Below are 16569 nucleotides of genomic sequence, written 5' to 3' on the forward strand. Positions count from 1 at the left end.
CCAAGCACGCTGCCGCAAGCGTCACGAAGAAGATGCGCTTAGAGGTCCCGCCTAATTCAAACAAGGCTCGGCACTCCGCAGATAAGGAAAATAGGTTGAAGGCATGTGCCGGCAAGTCGTGCGGCGAGAGGCATGGCGGAACCAAATGCGAGGCGGACCTCTTGCGCGCCATTTCTAAGCGGCGAAGACCGTAAGCAGCCTTCGCTCCAGTCGCCGACAGAGGCCGCCAAGAGGGAACTCTCGCCTAGAACCATGCGAGGACGGCACCCGACACCGCGAGATATCTGCCGGCTTTGGCAGCCGTGACGATGGGAATGAAGCTCCAGAGCGGTTCGCGAAAAACGCCGGCCATTAGTGTGAGTGGATCGCCGATCACAGGTGCCCAGCTCAAGAGCAAGCTCCACCGTCCATATTGGCGGTATCGTATCGCTGCGCGGTCGAGCGCTGCTGGCTTCACCGGAAACCACTTGCGATCGCGAAAGCGATCGATGCCGCGCCCGAGCAGCCAATTGACCACCGAGCCCAGTACATTGCCGACCGTGGCGACGAGAATCAGGGCGGCCGGCGACTGGGCGCCCGTAAGGAGCAGGCCAGCCAGCAGCGCCTCCGATTGCAACGGCAGGATGGTGGCCGCCCCGAACGCGGTCAGGAACAATCCGCCGAACGCGGCAGTGTCGCCAATCATCGCGTCCGTCAGCTGGCCTTCGGCCATCTCGGGTGCCGATCATCCACGACATAGCCGTGCGCGTGCTCGTAGCCCGCCTCTGTCCAGAGGGCGTTCTCTATATGTGGATGGCCGTGCGGCAGGTCGTCGTGAACGTGCGTGATAACGTCGGGATCGTGACGCGGCCACAATCCCATTGCCACCAGCAACGCGATGGTGCCGATAGCGCCGAGCAGAAGATAAGTGAACGGCAAGCCCAACGCCGCCCCTACGCGTCCGGCGATCGGATAAGTGATCAACCAGCAGGCATGCGAGAGCGCGAACTGCGCGGCAAACAAGGCTGGCCTATCGACGGCGTCCGCGGAACGGCGGATCAGGCGGCCCGACGGTGTTTGAGCGATGGAGTAGCCAAGCCCGAGCACGAACCACAGTGCCAGCAGCAGCGGATATCGACCAACAAGCGGCCCAAGGAACATGCCGGCCACCAGAATAGCCGCGCCCGTTAGCATCGCGGTCCGATCGGGTATCTTCTCGAGCAGTCGCGGCAGCGCAAGAGCGGCGATCATGGACCCGCCGCCAAAGGCCGCGAGGGCGAGCGCCGTCTGGCGCTGCGACAGGCCAAACTGACCCTGCACCAGGACGACGGTGTTGACGATCACCATAGCGCCGGACGCCGCCACCGCAAGATTGATGGCTAGCAGACCGCGCAGACGCGGCGTCGCGAGATAAATGCGCAAGCCGCGCGTCGTGCGATCGTAGATGCCGCGTGGTTGCGAAGGCTTCGGGCTCGGCAGCACCACCGAAACTACCAGCGCGGCGGAGGCCAGGAAGCCGATGACAGTGCCCGCGAAAAGGCTGTGAAAGCTGATCACGGAAAGCAGCGCTGCGGCCAGCATCGGACTGGCAACGCTTTCGAGATCGTATGCCAGACGTGAGAGGGAAAGCGCCTTGGTATAGTCCTTCTCGCCCGGCAAAACGTCGGGGATTGTGGCCTGGAACGTCGGCGTGAAACCGGCTGAGGCCGACTGCAGGATGAAGATCAGGACGTAGACCTGCCAAATCTCAGTGACGAACGGCAGGAACACCGCGACCAAGGCTCGAACAAGATCGAGCGCCACCAGCATGGTGCGCCTGGGCAGCCGCTCGGCGAAAGCGGCCGCTACCGGCGAGACGCCGACATAAGCGATCATCTTAATGGCAAGTGCGGTGCCGAGCACCGCGCCCGCATCCTCGCCGGCGAGATCGAACGCTAGAAGGCCGAGCGCCACTGTCGCGAGACCAGTGCCGACCAGCGCGATGACCTGCGCCATGAATAGGTGCCGATAAGTACGGTCGGCAAGGACGCTCAGCATGATGACTTTCTTCTCCGAAGCCTGTGAGACAGGCCAGCCGCCATTTTCAGCTTCCTGGGCATTTTAGTTCTGAGGCCATATCAAACGGAATGGAACAGCAGCAAATAACTTCAGCTCACGTCGATGACCACCATCAGCCCGCCGCCGCCCTTCTCCTCGACATTGTTGTTCGTCGTGTGATGCGGAATGTGGCAATGGATCAGCCACTTGCCGGGCCGCTGGGCCTTCCAGACGACGTCATAGCGTTGGCCAGGTCCGACGTTGATCGTGTCGGCTAGGAAACGGGCCGACGGGGAAATCGTCTCGCCATCGCGGGCGACCACCTCGAATGGTCCGCCATGGATGTGCATCGGATGGATGAAGCCGTTGTTGGTGCCGATGAAACGGACCTTCAGCGTCTCGCCGACCTTCATATGAAATGTATCGGTGGATGGATACGCCTTGCCGTTGATTGTGAAGAAGTTCGGCAGGCCGCCCTCCATCGGCATCGAAGGAAACGTCAAGCTTTCCCGCACCAGCCATTCCTGCAGCTCGATCACATAGTCGTGGTCGGCGGCGACCTCGTCGGCGGGGTTGGCCGGATCGATGATCAGAGCCCCATAAAGGCCGAGCGCTTGCGTGCGGTCTGGCTTGGCATGCGGATGATAGAAATAGGTCCCGTGTTGCGTGGCCGTAAACTCGTATGAAAACTTACCGCCTGGCTCGATCGGTTCTTGCGTTATCTCAGCCGGCCCGTCCATCTGGTTGGGCAGGATCATCCCATGCCAATGAATAGTCGTTTCTTCCGGCAAATCGTTGGTGACATTGACCCTGATGCGGTCCCTCTGACGGATATGGATGCGCGGACCCGGGACCTGGCCGTTATAGGCATAGGCGTCGACCGTCACGTCCGGCAGGATCTGCCAGCGGACCACCGAGGGTCTCAGCTCGAACACCTTCACGCCGTTCTCCATCCGGAACGGCAGGTCTTGGTCTCCCTTGGCCGAAAGGCCATAGGATGCGCTCACCAGGCGCGGATCGGCCGCCGCCATGTCGCGCATCGCATCCGCCGGCGTGTCGCGGTCCATGATCATGCCCGGCGGCATGATCACGCCGCCGACGTCGCGGGCCGACAGTCGCAGGTTCAGCCAGTTCGCCGGAGCCAGCATGCCGACGCCGAGGGCAATCAGCGACACCACGCCGAGCGCCGCGATCTGCGGCGTTGTCGCGTCCGACAGCATCTGGTGGCCTCCCCCGCCCTTGTGTGGACCCATATTGTGCCCGTGCTCATGATGGGCATGGCCACTGGCGTTGGCCTGCTGCATCTGCATCTGCGCGTGCTGTATCTCGGCAGCCGGCTCTCGGTTGTCCTTTCCGGTGTCTGCCGAGCGCTCGGTCATCAGCCCATGCTTCAGGCCGCGCGCGACCAGCCAGACATTGGCGGGATAGGCCAGCGCGAAGCCAGCGATCACGCCGACCGACATCACCCCCCAGAACAGCAGCTCTGTCGGCTCCATGGCGCGCATGTCGCGGCCCATCATCAGGAAGCTCATAACCGGCGCCATACCGGCCATCATGAAGTTCATGGAGATGAATTCGGGCAGGAAGCTCTTCTTCACGTTCTTCCAATAGCTGCCGCCCATCATCGATTTCATGAACAGCGACTGGAAGATGAACAGGCCGAAAGCAAAGCCGGCGAGGTATTCGACGATCAGGTCGAGCCACATCGGCAGGCCGAGCGTGGCGGTGACGACGGCGGCAAGGATGATGCCGGTGGCATCGCCCGCCACGCAATGGATGGTCGAGCCGACGCCCTGCTTCCAAAGGGGTTTTGTGAAGGCCTCATGCTCGCCCGGGCGCGGTTCCTTGTCGGCGAGCACATAGAGCAGCAGCCCGAGCGGGCCCATATAGAGCGTCACCAGGATGAACCCCCATTTCATCACCACCGGCTCGGGATTGTTGCGATACTGGTCGAAGCCGACATAGAGCGTCGATGTTCCCGCCAATGCGAACCAGGCAACGAGGAAATAGTCGATCGGTTGGATGAGCATCCGCCTTCTCGCGCTGTTCGATAAAACGGGTGGTTGTACCAGCCCTGCGGATGAACGCGCCGGCGACCATTACGATCCGCACGGCTCCCCGCCGATCGCGCCTTGACCTTCCAGCAACTGGAACCCTTAGCTTGAGGAGAGGAACGCCCAGGCGGCGCGTTTCAATCACGTGCTAGGAGAAAAAGATGCATCGACGCGGCTTTTTGGTGGCGGGCTTGGCAACGGCTCTCGCGGGCTCTCGCGCGCTGGCGCAGACGAAGAGTTCCATGCCGGGCATGAACAGCCATGCCGGCATGAGCGCCATGGGCCAAGGCCCCGCTGCGCTGCCAGAAGGCGAGGCGCTGCGCGAACTGCCGCTGCTGGCGAATGAAGCCGACAGGCTCGGCTTGTTCAAGGCAAGGCTGACCGCGGGACCCGCCGTGGCGCGCTTTGCCGCCGACCGGGACACGCCGATCCTTGCCTACAACGGCATGAGTCCGGGACCGCTGTTGAGGCTTATGAGGGCGACCGCGTCGAGATCGCTTTCGCCAACCGGATCGAGGGCGAGCCAAGCACGATCCACTGGCACGGCATGCCGGTGCCGGCCGACCAGGACGGCAATCCGATGGATGAGGTGGCGGCGGGCGCGGACCGCATGTACACCTTCGAGCTGCCCGAAGGCAGCGCCGGCTCTTACTGGTACCACCCGCATCCGCACGGCCGGACGGCCGAGCAGGTGTATCGCGGCCTTGCCGGCGCCTTCGTCGTCAAGGCTAAGGTCGATCCTGTGCCGGCCGCCTATGGCGACACGGTACTTATGTTCACCGACCTCCGCCTTGCCGCCGACGGTTCACTGCCCGGCAACACCATGAAGGATCTGATGAACGGCCGCGTCGGCGACCATGTGCTGGTCAACGGCCAGAAGAACCCGCGGCTCGCTGTAGCGACGGGCGAGATGCGGCGCCTGCGACTCTACAACGCCACCAATGCGCGTTTCCTCAGGCTTGCCTTCGCTAATGCCGCAATGACCGTAATCGGCAGCGAGGGCGGCCTGCTTGAGGCGCCCCTGGCGGCCGACGACATTCTGTTAAGTCCAGCCGAACGCGTCGAACTGGTCGTCTCCTTCGACAGGGCGGGCGCCGCCACACTGACCACACTCGATTATGATCGTGGCTGGATGGGACCCGGCCGGCCGGCTGACGCCGGGCTGACACTGCTGACGGTTGACGTTTCAGAGACGCGGGCGGACACGATGCCGCCCCTGCCCGAGCGGCTAAACCCGATCGCGTCGCTTGGGCAGCCAACTGTCACCCGCCGCCTTGTGCTCACCGAGACCATGGCGATGAGCGCCAGCGGCATGGAAATGGGCTTCCTGATCAACGGTAAAGCGTTCGACATGGGGCGCATCGACATCGTCGCCAGGGCCGGTGAAACGGAGCTGTGGGAAATCGTCAACCAGGCCGACATGGATCACCCGTTCCATCTCCACGGCACGCAGTTCCAGGTCGTCGAGCGCGAGCGCGACGGCCAGGTCGCCAGATCGCCATATCTGGCATGGAAGGACACGATCAACGTTGCGCGAGGAGAGACGGTGCGGCTCATCACGCGCCAGGAGCGGCCGGGTGCGCGCATGTACCACTGCCACATCCTCGAGCATGAGCAGCTCGGCATGATGGGCATTGTCGACGTGCGGGCATGAGGTTCCGGGTCGTTCTTGGGACGGCGATGCTCGCGCTCGCCGGCTCGCTCACCTTTGCTACGTCGCTGGCAGCGGGTTCGGGCGGTCCCATTGTGACGGCGCGACAGAACTCGATGAAGGAGATGGCGGCCGCCGCGAAGGCGATAGCCGAGATGTTCGACGGCAAGCGCGGTTATGAGCCGGCGGCGTTCAAGGCAGCGGCGGACGCGCTGAACGTGCGTGCCGGCGCGCTGATTCGCGAATTCCCGCAAGGCACGCTCGGCGCGCCGTCCGCCGCCAGGCCGGAAATCGACGACGCCCGGCCGGAATTCGAGGCGCTCGCCCGCCATATCGGCCGGTTCGCCGACGCGCTCGCCAACAAAGCCGGAAAGGCGCCGGACGGGATCACCGCCGATATGCGCATGACCGAACCGCCCATGGACGGCGGCAGCCTGCTCGGCAAGCGCCCGGGTGCCGCCGAGGCCGATCCGGAAAAAATGCCGGAGGAACATCTGCTGCACTTGATCCTGCAGGATTGCGCCAGCTGCCACTCGAAGTTCCGGCAAAAGGAGAAATGAAAGAGGCGCTGACGCATTGGTCATCACACCGGGCCGAACGTAGAACTTTCCATGCCTCGTCCCCTATGACCTTGCTCTCGTGCTACCATGTTTCGCAACGGCTTGCGCCTAGCGCGAATTGGTCCGCGAGCCCCACGGCATTCACCAGGACGTCTGCTTTCAGGACAAGGCGAAATTCCTTCTCACGACCGCGATTGGGCGCAGAGCTGCCGTCGCGGCATTTTCGCGGTGGAGACGCCATCAATCTTGGGGAATAAGAATTCGAGAAGTGCTGATCCGGTGCGCAGGGCTGTTTAGCCAGCCGCGTCCAGAGTGGCTTGGTGCTTCCGTTTTGCTAGAAGTCCCGTCAGCCAATCCGGATCCATTGCCGGGACGGAAGAGAGAAGCAGTTCGGTGTAGGCAGCTTGAGGTGACGTCAGTATCTCGGTTTTTGGACCCTGCTCCACAACCTTCCCTTGGTGCATGACGACGACCTCGTCCGCGATTGCTCTTACTGTCGCGATATCATGGGTGATAAAGATGTAGCTGACGCCCAGTTCGCGCTGTAGGCGTATCAGAAGCTTCAAGATCTCTTCTTGCACAATTTGATCCAGAGCCGAGGTGACCTCGTCACAGATGATGAGCTCGGGATTCGCGGCGAGCGCGCGCGCAATGCAGATTCGCTGTTTCTGGCCTCCGGACAATTCACCGGGCATCCTATCGAGGAAACTTTCGTCCATCTCGATCATGTGCATGAGTTCGCCGATCCGGCGGTCGCGCTGCTCCCCTTTTAAGCCTAGATAGAACTCAAGCGGACGCGCGATTACGTCCTCGACAGTCTGGCGAGGGTTAAGCGCGCTGTCCGGCGACTGATAGATCATTTGGATACGCCGCAGCAGGTCTTTCGAGCGTTGCTTTAAAGACAGAGGAATCGGCTGGGCGTCAAATGAGATCGACCCGGACATAGCAGGCAGCAAACCGGTAACGACACGGGCGAGTGTCGATTTGCCCGACCCTGATTCGCCCACCAACGCGACCGTTCGGCCACGCGGAACCCTGATGGACACGTCCGACAGCACCTTGACCCTTCCGGCATATGCGGCGGTGACATTGTCGATGGTAAGTATGTGGTCCCGGGCCTCAATCTCCGGCTTGGCGAGCTTGCGCACAGCCCAGAGCGTCCGAGTATATTCCTGAGCAGGAGCTGTGAGCATCTGCCGTGTGCCCGCTTCCTCGACAGTTTGCCCGTGGCGTAGAACCATGATCCGGTCCGCCATCTGCGCCACTACCGCCAGATCGTGTGTCACGTATATCGCTGCAGTGTTAAAATCTTCAACGACCCTCCGGATCGACGCCAAGACCTCCACTTGCGTTGTCACATCGAGCGCAGTTGTCGGCTCATCGAACACAATCAGGTCGGGTCGGCAAGCCATAGCCATGGCGGTCATGGCTCGCTGCAACTGGCCGCCGGATACCTGATGCGGATAGCGGAAGCCTATGGTCTCTGGCTCTGGAAGTTGCAGGCGTTTATAGAGCTCCACAGCATCACGGTTGGCCTCGCCTCGGCTGGCGATCCCGTGCGCAACCGCCGTTTCCACAGTCTGATCAAGGAGCCGGTGAGCCGGATTGAACCAGGCAGCCGCGCTTTGCGCCACATAAGCAATGCGGGAGCCTCGGAGCCGCCGACGGCGTGCTTCGCTCATCGACAAAAGATCGACCCCATCGAACAGCACCGAGCCGCGGGTAATGCGGCATCCCGGCTTGGCATATCCCATTGCAGCAAGGCCGATAGTGGACTTCCCGGCTCCGGATTCGCCAATCAGGCCCAACACTTCTCCGCGCTTGAGCGAGAAATCCACACCGCGCACGATCGGGTGCCAGCGCTCGTCGGAGAATCCTTCAACGTGAAGGTCGCGGACCGTGAGAAGATCTGTCCCCCTTTCGCGCGCGATGACACTGCTACTTTTCATCACGCAGCCCGCTCGTTGAATGCAGGAACCAGTCTACGACGAAGTTAACCGCTACTGTGAGGAGGGCAATGGCGCCCGCCGGCAGAAGTGGCGTGACATCGCCATAGGTAATCAGCGTCGCGTTTTCCCGCACCATCGATCCCCAATCGGCGGATGGCGGCTGTATGCCGACGCCCAGGAACGACAATGCTGCAATGGTCAGAAAAACAAAACAGAATCGCAGACCAAACTCCGCGATGAGCGGCGGCAGAATGTTGGGCAGGATTTCCTTGCGGAGAATCCATGCGGGTCCTTCGCCCCGCAGCTGCGCGACCTCGACATATTCCATCACCACTACGTTCAGGCCAACTGCCCGGGCCAGACGGAACACGCGCGTCGAATCGAGCAGCGCTATCACCAAGATCAGGCTGGTTATCGAAGAGCCGAATATCGAAAGCAACATCAGCGCGAAAATCAGGCTCGGGATGGACATCAACACGTCCACGGCGCGTGACAATAGTTGGTCTAGCCAGCCCCGGTACATTGCAGCGAGAAGACCGAGCGTCACACCCGCTGCAAAGGATAAGATTGTTGTGATGAAGGCGATGCCGATCGTGTTGCGGGCGCCATAGATCAGCCGAGTAAGCATGTCGCGACCGAGTTGGTCAGTCCCGAACGCAAACTCGTGGCTCCAGGGCGCGAAAGCCTCGCTAAAGACCTGTGTTTCTCGATATGGAGCGATCAGAGGCGCAAACAATGCGACAACAACGTAGCAGAGGATCACGCCCATACCGAACCAGGCGCTGAGCGGGGCCTTCTTCAGCGCTATTGTCATGCGAGATCGGCGCGTCCGCCTTGCCCTTGGCGCCCTGGTGGTCTGGATCACGGGCTCTGCACTTGTCATCGTGGGTGCAAAAGTCTCGGGTTGGTTGCGATCGAAATAATGTCGGCGATCAGGTTGAGCAGGATGTAGGTAGCGGCGAACACGAGCGCGCAGGCTTGAACGACAGGTACGTCTCTCGATCTCACGGCATCGACCATCAGTTGGCCGACGCCGGGGTAGACAAACACCACCTCGACAACCACGACGCCTACGATGAGATATGCAAGATTGAAGGCCACAACCGTCACAATCGGGGCCCAGGCGTTTGGCAACGCGTGCCGAAGCACGACCACCATTGGCCTCATTCCCTTCAACCGAGCCATGTCGATATAGGGGCTCGAAAGCATGTTGAGGATCGCTGCGCGCGTCATCCGCATCATGTGAGCAACGATGACAAGCGTGAGCGTGATCGACGGCAGAGCGGCGCGCCAGACGTGGTCCCAGAAAGGGGTCTGGTCGTTGATATTGGCCAGAGTCGGGAACTTCGGCACGACGTTCAGGGTCCAGTTGATCGAAATTGCCAGCCAGACGGGCAAAGACTGTGCGAATTCGCTGCCCTCAAAGGTATCGCGCGAGATAATCAGGAAGGCGAGCATGTAGGCAACAAAGAATTCCGGGAACGAAATCGTCGTAAGTGTTACCGTGTTCACAACCCGATCGAACCAGCTGTTGCGATACAGGGCCGCGACAATGCCCAGCCCCAGCGCCAGCGGCACCGCGATGAGAGCGGTCATGACCGCCAGGAACATGGTGTTGTAGAGACGAGGTGCGATGATCTCCGCGACCGTCCGCCGGTAGCCGGTTCGACTGGCGAAGGAGGATCCAAAGTCCCCCTTTGCCATCTTACCGATCCAGCTGAAGTAACGCTCAATTGGCGGGCGATCGAGGCCGATCTCGTGTTGAAGAGCCGCGACCGTTTCCGGGGTGGCAGATTGACCGAGTGTCGCCTTGGCGAAGTCGCCAGGGAGCATTGCGATCGCCGAAAAGATGATGATCGAGACGATGAACAGGGTAATTAGGCCGAGGCCTAACCGTTGTAGAACCGTTTTTGCGACCGGATTCAAACGCATGCGCGCATTCCCAGAAGTGCGCCGTCCGCAGGGCAAGCGACGCAGTTGGCAACACCCTACGCTTCCGCCATCCACCAGCGCTCCGCCATCTTCAGTCCGTCATTTTCCCAATTCGGCGCCACATCGCCATGGCCTAGTTTCTTGGATTTGGCGCTGACGAAGTTATTAAACACCAGCACGATGCTACCGCTATCGTCGTGGGTCAGCTGCTGCATCTCGCCATACATCGCGGCGCGCTTGGCTTCGTCCGTCTCGGCTCGTGCTTGGACAAGCAATTCGTTGAAACGAGGATTTTTCCAGAATGACTCGTTCCAGCTGGATTCCGCTGCGAAGGCCTGTGTGAACATCCAGTCGGCTGTCGCGCGACCGCTCCAATAGGAAGCGCACCACGGCTTCTTGAGCCAGATATTGTCCCAATAGGCGTCCTCGGCCTCGCGCACCACATTGACGTCGATGCCGCACTGTGCGGCAGTCTCGCGAATGAGCGCCCCCGCGTCCACCGCACCTGCGAAAGCCGCATCGGCGACCGAGAGATCAACCTTTAACTTTTCCATCCCCGCCTTCTTCAGATAGTGGCGGGCTTTTTCAGGATCGAAACGGTGTTGCGGGTCCGGGTTCTTGTAAAACTTGATCGCCGGTGCGATCGGGCTGTCATTGGCAACAGTAGCATGTCCGAGGAAGATTTTGTCAGCGATCTCTTGGCGGTTGATTGCCCATTTCATTGCCATGCGGACGTCCGGATTGTCGAAGGGCGCCATAGTGACGTTCATCGGCAAGGTATAATGCCCATAGCCGGTGACTTCGATGATCTCGATTTTTGGATTGCGTTTCAGCATGCCGAGGGTCTTCAGATCGGCGCGGCCAATGTAATCCACTTCCCCGGTCGAGAGGGCAGCCATGCGTGCCGCCAAATCAGTAATGGCGATGAACTCCACCTCATCCAAGTAAGGCTTGCCGTTCTTGAAATAGTTCGGATTGCGCTTGAGCTTGGCCGAAACGCCAGGTTGGAAATTCTCAAGCACGAATGCGCCGGTTCGTGTTCCTGATGCCCAATCCGCTTTCCCGTCCACGCTCGGCATGATGACGAAGTGATAGTCGCTCATGATGTAAGGGAAATCGGCGTTACCGCTTTTGAGGGTGAAGACAACTGTTTCTGGGCCATCCGCCTTGATGTCGGAAACGGATTCAAGCAGAGACTTTGCCGCCGATTTGGTATCGGCACCCATGTGATACCGCATCGAGGACACGACATCTTCCGCCGTCACATTCTTGCCGTTATGAAAGGTGACGCCCTTGCGCAGCTTGAAAACCCACGTTTTGGCCCCATTGGCAGATTCGAAGCTCTCGGCCAAGTCCGGCTGTATGCCACCCTTGGCGTCGACCTCCGTGAGGCCGTTGGACATAGCGCCTGAAAAGGCCGTTTGCGTGAAGGTATCCGGATAGCCGGCCGGATCGATGGAATCTGTCGTCGCGCCATGCGCCATGCCAAGCTTGGCGAAGCCGCCTTGCTGCGGTTGTGCTCGCGCTGCGGTGACGAACATCTGATCTGAGACAGCGACGGTCAGGCCCGCGGCTAGCCCCAAATGGATGAAGTCGCGGCGGGAAACCTTGCCGCGCCCGATCAGACTCTGCGCGATGCGAAGTTTGTACTCAGATTCAGACATTTTCCTTCTCCCATTTGCGGATTTTCCGCTATTTTTTTAAACCCGTTCAAGTCAGCCGGTCAGGCCTTTTTCCGTTGGTTCCGTCTCCCTGCACCGGACTGCTGATCGTTTTGACCCTCACGCCGTCACATAAATGTTGCCGTCCTCAACTGTGACCGGGAATGTTCGCGCACGCACAGTTGGGTCGACGAGTGCGGAACCCGTCTTGATGTCGAACTCCCAGCCGTGCCAGGCGCAGCGCACGATCTCGTTTTCTCGATGATAGATGAACCGCGCATCCTCGACCGGCGCGGTCGTCCCGCATTGCGGCCCCTCACAGAGGGGCGCACCGCGATGCGGACAGATGTTGAGCAGCGCATGGAAGCTCTCTCCGATGCGGAACACACCCACCGAAAGGCTCCGGACTTTAGCAATGACAGGTGTCCCGACTTCGATCTCGTCAACGCGGCAGATGAAGGTTTTCTCACCCATATTCTGCTCCGTCAGGCAGCGTTCGCGGTCAGAATGGCAGGAATGCGCTTGTAGACCTCGAGCGCATTCTGCCCCATCACCTTCGCTTTCCAGGAAGGCGGAATGTGGAGCGTATTGGCGTCGTCATAGTCCCAGTGCGGATAGTCTGACGCAAACATCAACGTGTTCTCGCCATCCATCGCTTCCAGAATGGACCACAGATGCTGCACGTTGGCTGGCTGCTCCAGCGGCTGTGTTGAGAAGCGGATATTACGGCGGCAGTATTCCGATGGTAGCATCTTGAGCCATGGCGTTTCTTTACGCAGCGCCTTGTAGTCCGCGTCGAGGCGCCACAGCACCGTCGGCACCCATGCGACGCCGCATTCGATCACGACGAAATAGAGTTCTGGCCATTTCTCAAAGACGCCGTGAGCGATCATGCTGGCGACATGGCTGATCGCCGACATGTGCAGGATGGCGTGCGTTTCCCAGAAGAAAGTAGTGGGGGCAGGCGCGACGGCGTTCCAGTTGACACCTCCGTGCCCGCCGAGGTGAATCGCGAACGGCAATCCCATTTCCGCGCAGGCTTCATAGATCGGGTGGTAGAAGGGATCACCATACGGCTTCACTGAGCCTTGGGAGGCTAGAACCTGGACCATGCGAGGATGATTGCCCAGCCGACGGATTTCAGCGGCCGCCAGCTTTGGATCCTGGGGCGCAATGACGATCGAACCCATGAAGCGATTGTCCTTCGGCAACCACTCCGCGATCTGATAGTCATTGTAGGCACTGACCAGGGCACTAGCGTAATACGGGTTTGCCAACGTCGAGGCTTCAATGGGCTCGTCGCCGGTCAGGACTGCCACCCCGACATTATACTTGTCGAGATGTTTTTCCTTCATGATCCGGTAGTTGTCCGCCTCGGTCTCGGGCCGCACATCTTTTCGGGAGAAATCCTGCGGATGAAACCAGGGGCGATGGCCGTGTGGGAAAGATCCTTTGGGGCCAGTCTTCTCGCCCTCGATGAACATGTCCTTCCAGATGCCCGAAAGATACGGCTCCAAAACCGTGGCGCTTGACCAGTAGTTGTGACAATCGCAGTCGACGATAAACACTTTAGCTTTCGCTCCCTGTCTGGCTTAGCCGCGCCTAGCCGTTTACTGCCTCCACCTTCCGCCTTGACAATTCCCGGATCAAGCCAATGATCTCCGGCTAATGATCGGCTTTTTCGATTAAGGCATGCTGCATGCAGTTGGACCACATCGAGACGTTCCTCGACATTATTGAATCGCGCAACTTCAACCGGACTGCGGACCGGCTGAACATCACTCAGTCTACGGTGAGTTCTCGGATCAAGGGTCTGGAAAGCGCGGTTGGGTCAGAGCTTTTCCATCGTGGTCGTGCTGGCGCTGAGCCGACCGCGGCGGGGCGACGTTTCGAAGCCTACGCGCGAGCGATGCTTTCGACGTGGTCGCAAGCGCGCCATGACGTGCGCGCATTCAACCGGTTCGAAGGGACGCTACGTGTGGCCGCACAGGTTGGCATGACACGATCGGTGCTGCCTGGGTGGGTGGAGGCGCTCTGCCAGGTTCTTCCAAAGGCCTCGATTCATGTAGAGTCCGACTATTCCAATCAGATGGTGACCGATCTCAGCATGGGAAATCTCGACATAGCCGTGCTCTATGCACCCCGCTATCTTCCCGAAATTACTTATGAGCACCTCATGGTCGAGGGATATGTGATGGTCTCCACCGTTGCGAGGACGCTATCGGAGGTGAATCCTGACAGTTACATTCGCCCGGGGTACACCGTCCTACTGGAGAAAACCCATTCGGAGCTGATCCCTGCCCTGGCAATTTCCCGGCTTTCCATGGGATCCGAAAGCTTGGCCGAAGCGATGCTGCGGCGAACCGGGGGGAGTTGTTATATGCGCAATGACGATGCCCGCAGGTTCACGGCCGAGGTCCCGTCGTTCCTGGTCGAGGGCGCCCCGACGCTTTACCAGCCCGTCCATACGGCCATGCTCGCCCGGCGCAAGCATGAGCCGATCATCCGCAAGGGGCTTCGTGCGCTCCAGCTCGCGGTGATGTCGCTCGAGAGCTAGATCGAAATCCCCGATTAAAAAGGAGGCCTCAAGCCACTGTTCTGCGAAGGTTTGGGCTGCCATGTTGGCGCGTCATTGAGAGCCAAAATGAACGCACACACCTCGGTTCCGGCTTCCGAATTTGTTGCTGCGATGCGGCAGCGGCAATGGGCTGATGCATCGCCGCAGGCAATGCTCTGCCGTCGGGTGATCGACGAGACCCACGACGTGAAAACGTTTGTTTTTTCGGCTGCGTCAGACCGCATGTTCTGCTTCAATGCGGGGCAATATGTGCTTCTTCGCCTGAGCATTGATGGGCTCAATGTGACGCGAGCCTACTCCGTCTCCTCTCCACCCACTCGGCCACTTGATTTGCACATCACGGTCAAGCGGACACCTGGCGGGCTGGTTTCCAATTGGCTCCACGACAATCTGCGGTCCGGCGATGAAATCAAGATTGAAGGCCCCCTGGGTTCGTTCAAACTCGATGGCGCTGCCAGCGAAAAGCCTCTCTTTCTTGCGGGCGGCAGCGGGATCACGCCTCTTATGTCAATGCTGCGAATGTTGACGGACCGAGCATCCGATCTGGACCTTCGGCTCATCTTCAGCGTGCGCTCGGCACGCGATATCATCTTTAGATCGGAACTCGATGCACTCGCCGCCCGATTTCCCAACATCGAGGTGACATTCCTTTGTTCCAAGGGAGATTCCTCGTGGGCAGGACCGAGTGGCCGGTTAAATGGCCCCATGCTCCTGCACCTTGTTCCCGATCTTGCCAATCGCACAGTCTACACCTGTGGCCCCGAACTCTACATGAAGGCAATACGAGACAGTTTTGATGAAGTTGGTATTGAACCGCTGGCCTATTACGAGGAGAGCTTCGGAGGGTACGCCAGCGGTGCTGCTCCGGATGAAGCCTCTGCCATTTCGTCTTTTGTCCACTTCACCAAGTCTGGAATAGAGCATTGCTGCGCCCCCGGAGAGACCCTGCTGGATGCAGCGCGCAAATGTGGCGTCTATGTTCCCACCGCGTGCCAGCAAGGAGTTTGCGGCACTTGCCGAATAGCCAAGCTCTCCGGCGAAGTGTCGATGTGTGATCTTGGCGGGCTCACGTCCGAAGAGAAGTCTGCGGGTTATGTGCTGGCCTGTTGCAGCCGGGCGCAAGGCAATGTTTCAATCGATCTTTGATGGCCCTGGCGGTGTGCCCCTGTGCAGTGTCGGGGTAAAGCGCAGCTCTACGGTCAGAGTCCGTCCTTCTGAACGGAGGCGCGGCAAAGGAGTCCCTGGTCGCGGCACTCAAACTTTCCGGCCGTCGCGTCCGTGCGAACTTCACTCGACTGCTGAAACCGGGCTGATTGCGGCCGCTCGAGCACATCATCGCCTCACCATTAGGCACAGTTTCAGCCGGCCAAGCCGCCCTCGCGGTGCTGCATCGCCTCGAAGACGACTTCGAACACGCTGTCGAGCTCGTCGTGGAACCCTTCGGGCGAGATGCCTTCGCGCCCTGCAGCCACCATCCGTGGCGCCTGCGAACGTCCCGATGCCTGCATTCTCGAAAGGGCGCACAGTCTCTCAAGGTATGCTTGTGAACGACCTTGCCGGCTTGTGATTCCGGCTCGATGAAAAACAACAAATGTAAATGTGGATCAGGGTGACCGACGCCACAATGAGCCAGGGCCTATCGCAACGCAGTTTGCTGACCATATGGCCCCTTGTCCTCCGACGACCGTCGACACACCCTGGTCCCCCGCCCCCCTCGGCGGTCGTCTTCTTGTTGAGCGACGCGCACCAGCGCTGCTCATGGCCGGAACCTTTCCGTGTGCCAGACGATCTTGCCGTCGACCTACATGGGCTTGTGGATCACAAGCTTCCTCGGCAGATGCTCGGGGTGAACCTCGACGAGCGTCACCTTGATCTCCGGCTTGCAGCGGCTGCAGTCGAACCTCAGGCGGAAGGGATTGGCGCCCCCGCCGTAGACCATCATGAGGTCAGCCGACCGGCAGTAGCGCACGTTCCCGCAGGCGCACTCCACCTTCAAAAGCATGTTGTGCCGGGTCGCCTTGCCCAGCGTGTCGATCATCTCATGCGCCATGAGAACAGAAAAAGAACAAAAAACTTGAACATCAAGCGGGCATATGGAATCTTTTCGTCATGAGCGACGAGCCGACACGCCCTGGTGAGCCTGTGCAAACGCGCGAGCGCGGGCCTCT

At 60.1% G+C, this 16569-nt stretch carries 14 protein-coding genes; 4 read left to right on the forward strand and 10 right to left on the reverse strand.

The genetic code is table 11. The features are described from left to right. Window positions 1-244 precede the first annotated feature (244 nt). From EOA32_RS03850 to EOA32_RS03860, 3 genes are all read right to left on the reverse strand, one after another. On the reverse strand, window positions 245-712 hold the full coding sequence (locus tag EOA32_RS03850; RefSeq protein WP_245499147.1) for a YqaA family protein: 468 nt from the start codon (window positions 710-712) through the stop codon (window positions 245-247). Further along, on the reverse strand, window positions 694-2016 hold the full coding sequence (locus EOA32_RS03855) for an MFS transporter (protein ID WP_128370932.1): 1323 nt from the start codon (window positions 2014-2016) through the stop codon (window positions 694-696). Before EOA32_RS03855 ends, EOA32_RS03850 begins: the two co-directional genes overlap by 19 nt. 110 nt (window positions 2017-2126) lie before the next feature. Beyond that, window positions 2127-4046, reverse strand: a complete 1920-nt coding sequence (locus EOA32_RS03860; protein ID WP_128370933.1) for a DUF4396 domain-containing protein — start codon at window positions 4044-4046, stop codon at window positions 2127-2129. Between the two features lie 535 nt (window positions 4047-4581). Here EOA32_RS03860 and EOA32_RS03865 point away from each other — a divergent pair. Together EOA32_RS03865 and EOA32_RS03870 are read left to right on the forward strand one after the other, a co-directional pair. Further along, window positions 4582-5724: a multicopper oxidase family protein gene (locus EOA32_RS03865; RefSeq protein WP_245499152.1), complete on the forward strand. Its 1143-nt coding sequence runs from the start codon at window positions 4582-4584 to the stop codon at window positions 5722-5724. A 26-nt stretch (window positions 5725-5750) separates the two neighbouring features. Then, window positions 5751-6281: a cytochrome c gene (locus EOA32_RS03870; protein ID WP_245499148.1), complete on the forward strand. Its 531-nt coding sequence runs from the start codon at window positions 5751-5753 to the stop codon at window positions 6279-6281. 293 nt (window positions 6282-6574) lie between these two features. On the opposite strand, the gene EOA32_RS03875 is transcribed toward EOA32_RS03870, so the two are convergent. The 6 genes from EOA32_RS03875 to EOA32_RS03900 all read right to left on the reverse strand — a co-directional run bounded on the left by EOA32_RS03875 (window position 6575) and on the right by EOA32_RS03900 (window position 13391). After that, window positions 6575-8230, reverse strand: a complete 1656-nt coding sequence (locus tag EOA32_RS03875; protein WP_128370961.1) for an ABC transporter ATP-binding protein — start codon at window positions 8228-8230, stop codon at window positions 6575-6577. Next, entirely contained in the window at window positions 8220-9044 is an 825-nt protein-coding gene (locus tag EOA32_RS03880; protein ID WP_245499149.1) for an ABC transporter permease, read from the reverse strand. Before EOA32_RS03880 ends, EOA32_RS03875 begins: the two co-directional genes overlap by 11 nt. A gap of 65 nt (window positions 9045-9109) precedes the next feature. Beyond that, window positions 9110-10156 (reverse strand): ABC transporter permease, encoded by a 1047-nt coding sequence (locus tag EOA32_RS03885; protein WP_128370962.1) that lies wholly within the window; start codon window positions 10154-10156, stop codon window positions 9110-9112. A gap of 62 nt (window positions 10157-10218) precedes the next feature. Continuing rightward, window positions 10219-11826, reverse strand: a complete 1608-nt coding sequence (locus EOA32_RS03890) for an ABC transporter substrate-binding protein (protein WP_128370936.1) — start codon at window positions 11824-11826, stop codon at window positions 10219-10221. A 117-nt stretch (window positions 11827-11943) separates the two neighbouring features. Next, window positions 11944-12297: a Rieske (2Fe-2S) protein gene (locus EOA32_RS03895; RefSeq protein WP_128370937.1), complete on the reverse strand. Its 354-nt coding sequence runs from the start codon at window positions 12295-12297 to the stop codon at window positions 11944-11946. Window positions 12298-12308: 11 nt separating this feature from the next. Further along, complete coding sequence (locus tag EOA32_RS03900) at window positions 12309-13391, reverse strand: amidohydrolase family protein (protein WP_095781417.1); 1083 nt, start codon at window positions 13389-13391, stop codon at window positions 12309-12311. A gap of 131 nt (window positions 13392-13522) precedes the next feature. Between EOA32_RS03900 and EOA32_RS03905 the strand changes: the two genes are divergently transcribed. Then, the gene (locus tag EOA32_RS03905; RefSeq protein ID WP_128370938.1) at window positions 13523-14380 is read left to right on the forward strand and encodes a LysR family transcriptional regulator; all 858 of its coding nucleotides are present in this window, start codon (window positions 13523-13525) and stop codon (window positions 14378-14380) included. Window positions 14381-14467: 87 nt separating this feature from the next. Next, complete coding sequence (locus EOA32_RS03910; protein WP_128370939.1) at window positions 14468-15547, forward strand: hybrid-cluster NAD(P)-dependent oxidoreductase; 1080 nt, start codon at window positions 14468-14470, stop codon at window positions 15545-15547. Between the two features lie 655 nt (window positions 15548-16202). Here the strand turns inward: EOA32_RS03910 and EOA32_RS03915 are convergent. Then, on the reverse strand, window positions 16203-16439 hold the full coding sequence (locus EOA32_RS03915) for a hypothetical protein (RefSeq protein WP_245499150.1): 237 nt from the start codon (window positions 16437-16439) through the stop codon (window positions 16203-16205). Window positions 16440-16569: the final 130 nt, after the last annotated feature.

Source organism: Mesorhizobium sp. M1A.F.Ca.ET.072.01.1.1, from assembly GCF_004023325.1.
Lineage (GTDB): Bacteria > Pseudomonadota > Alphaproteobacteria > Rhizobiales > Rhizobiaceae > Mesorhizobium.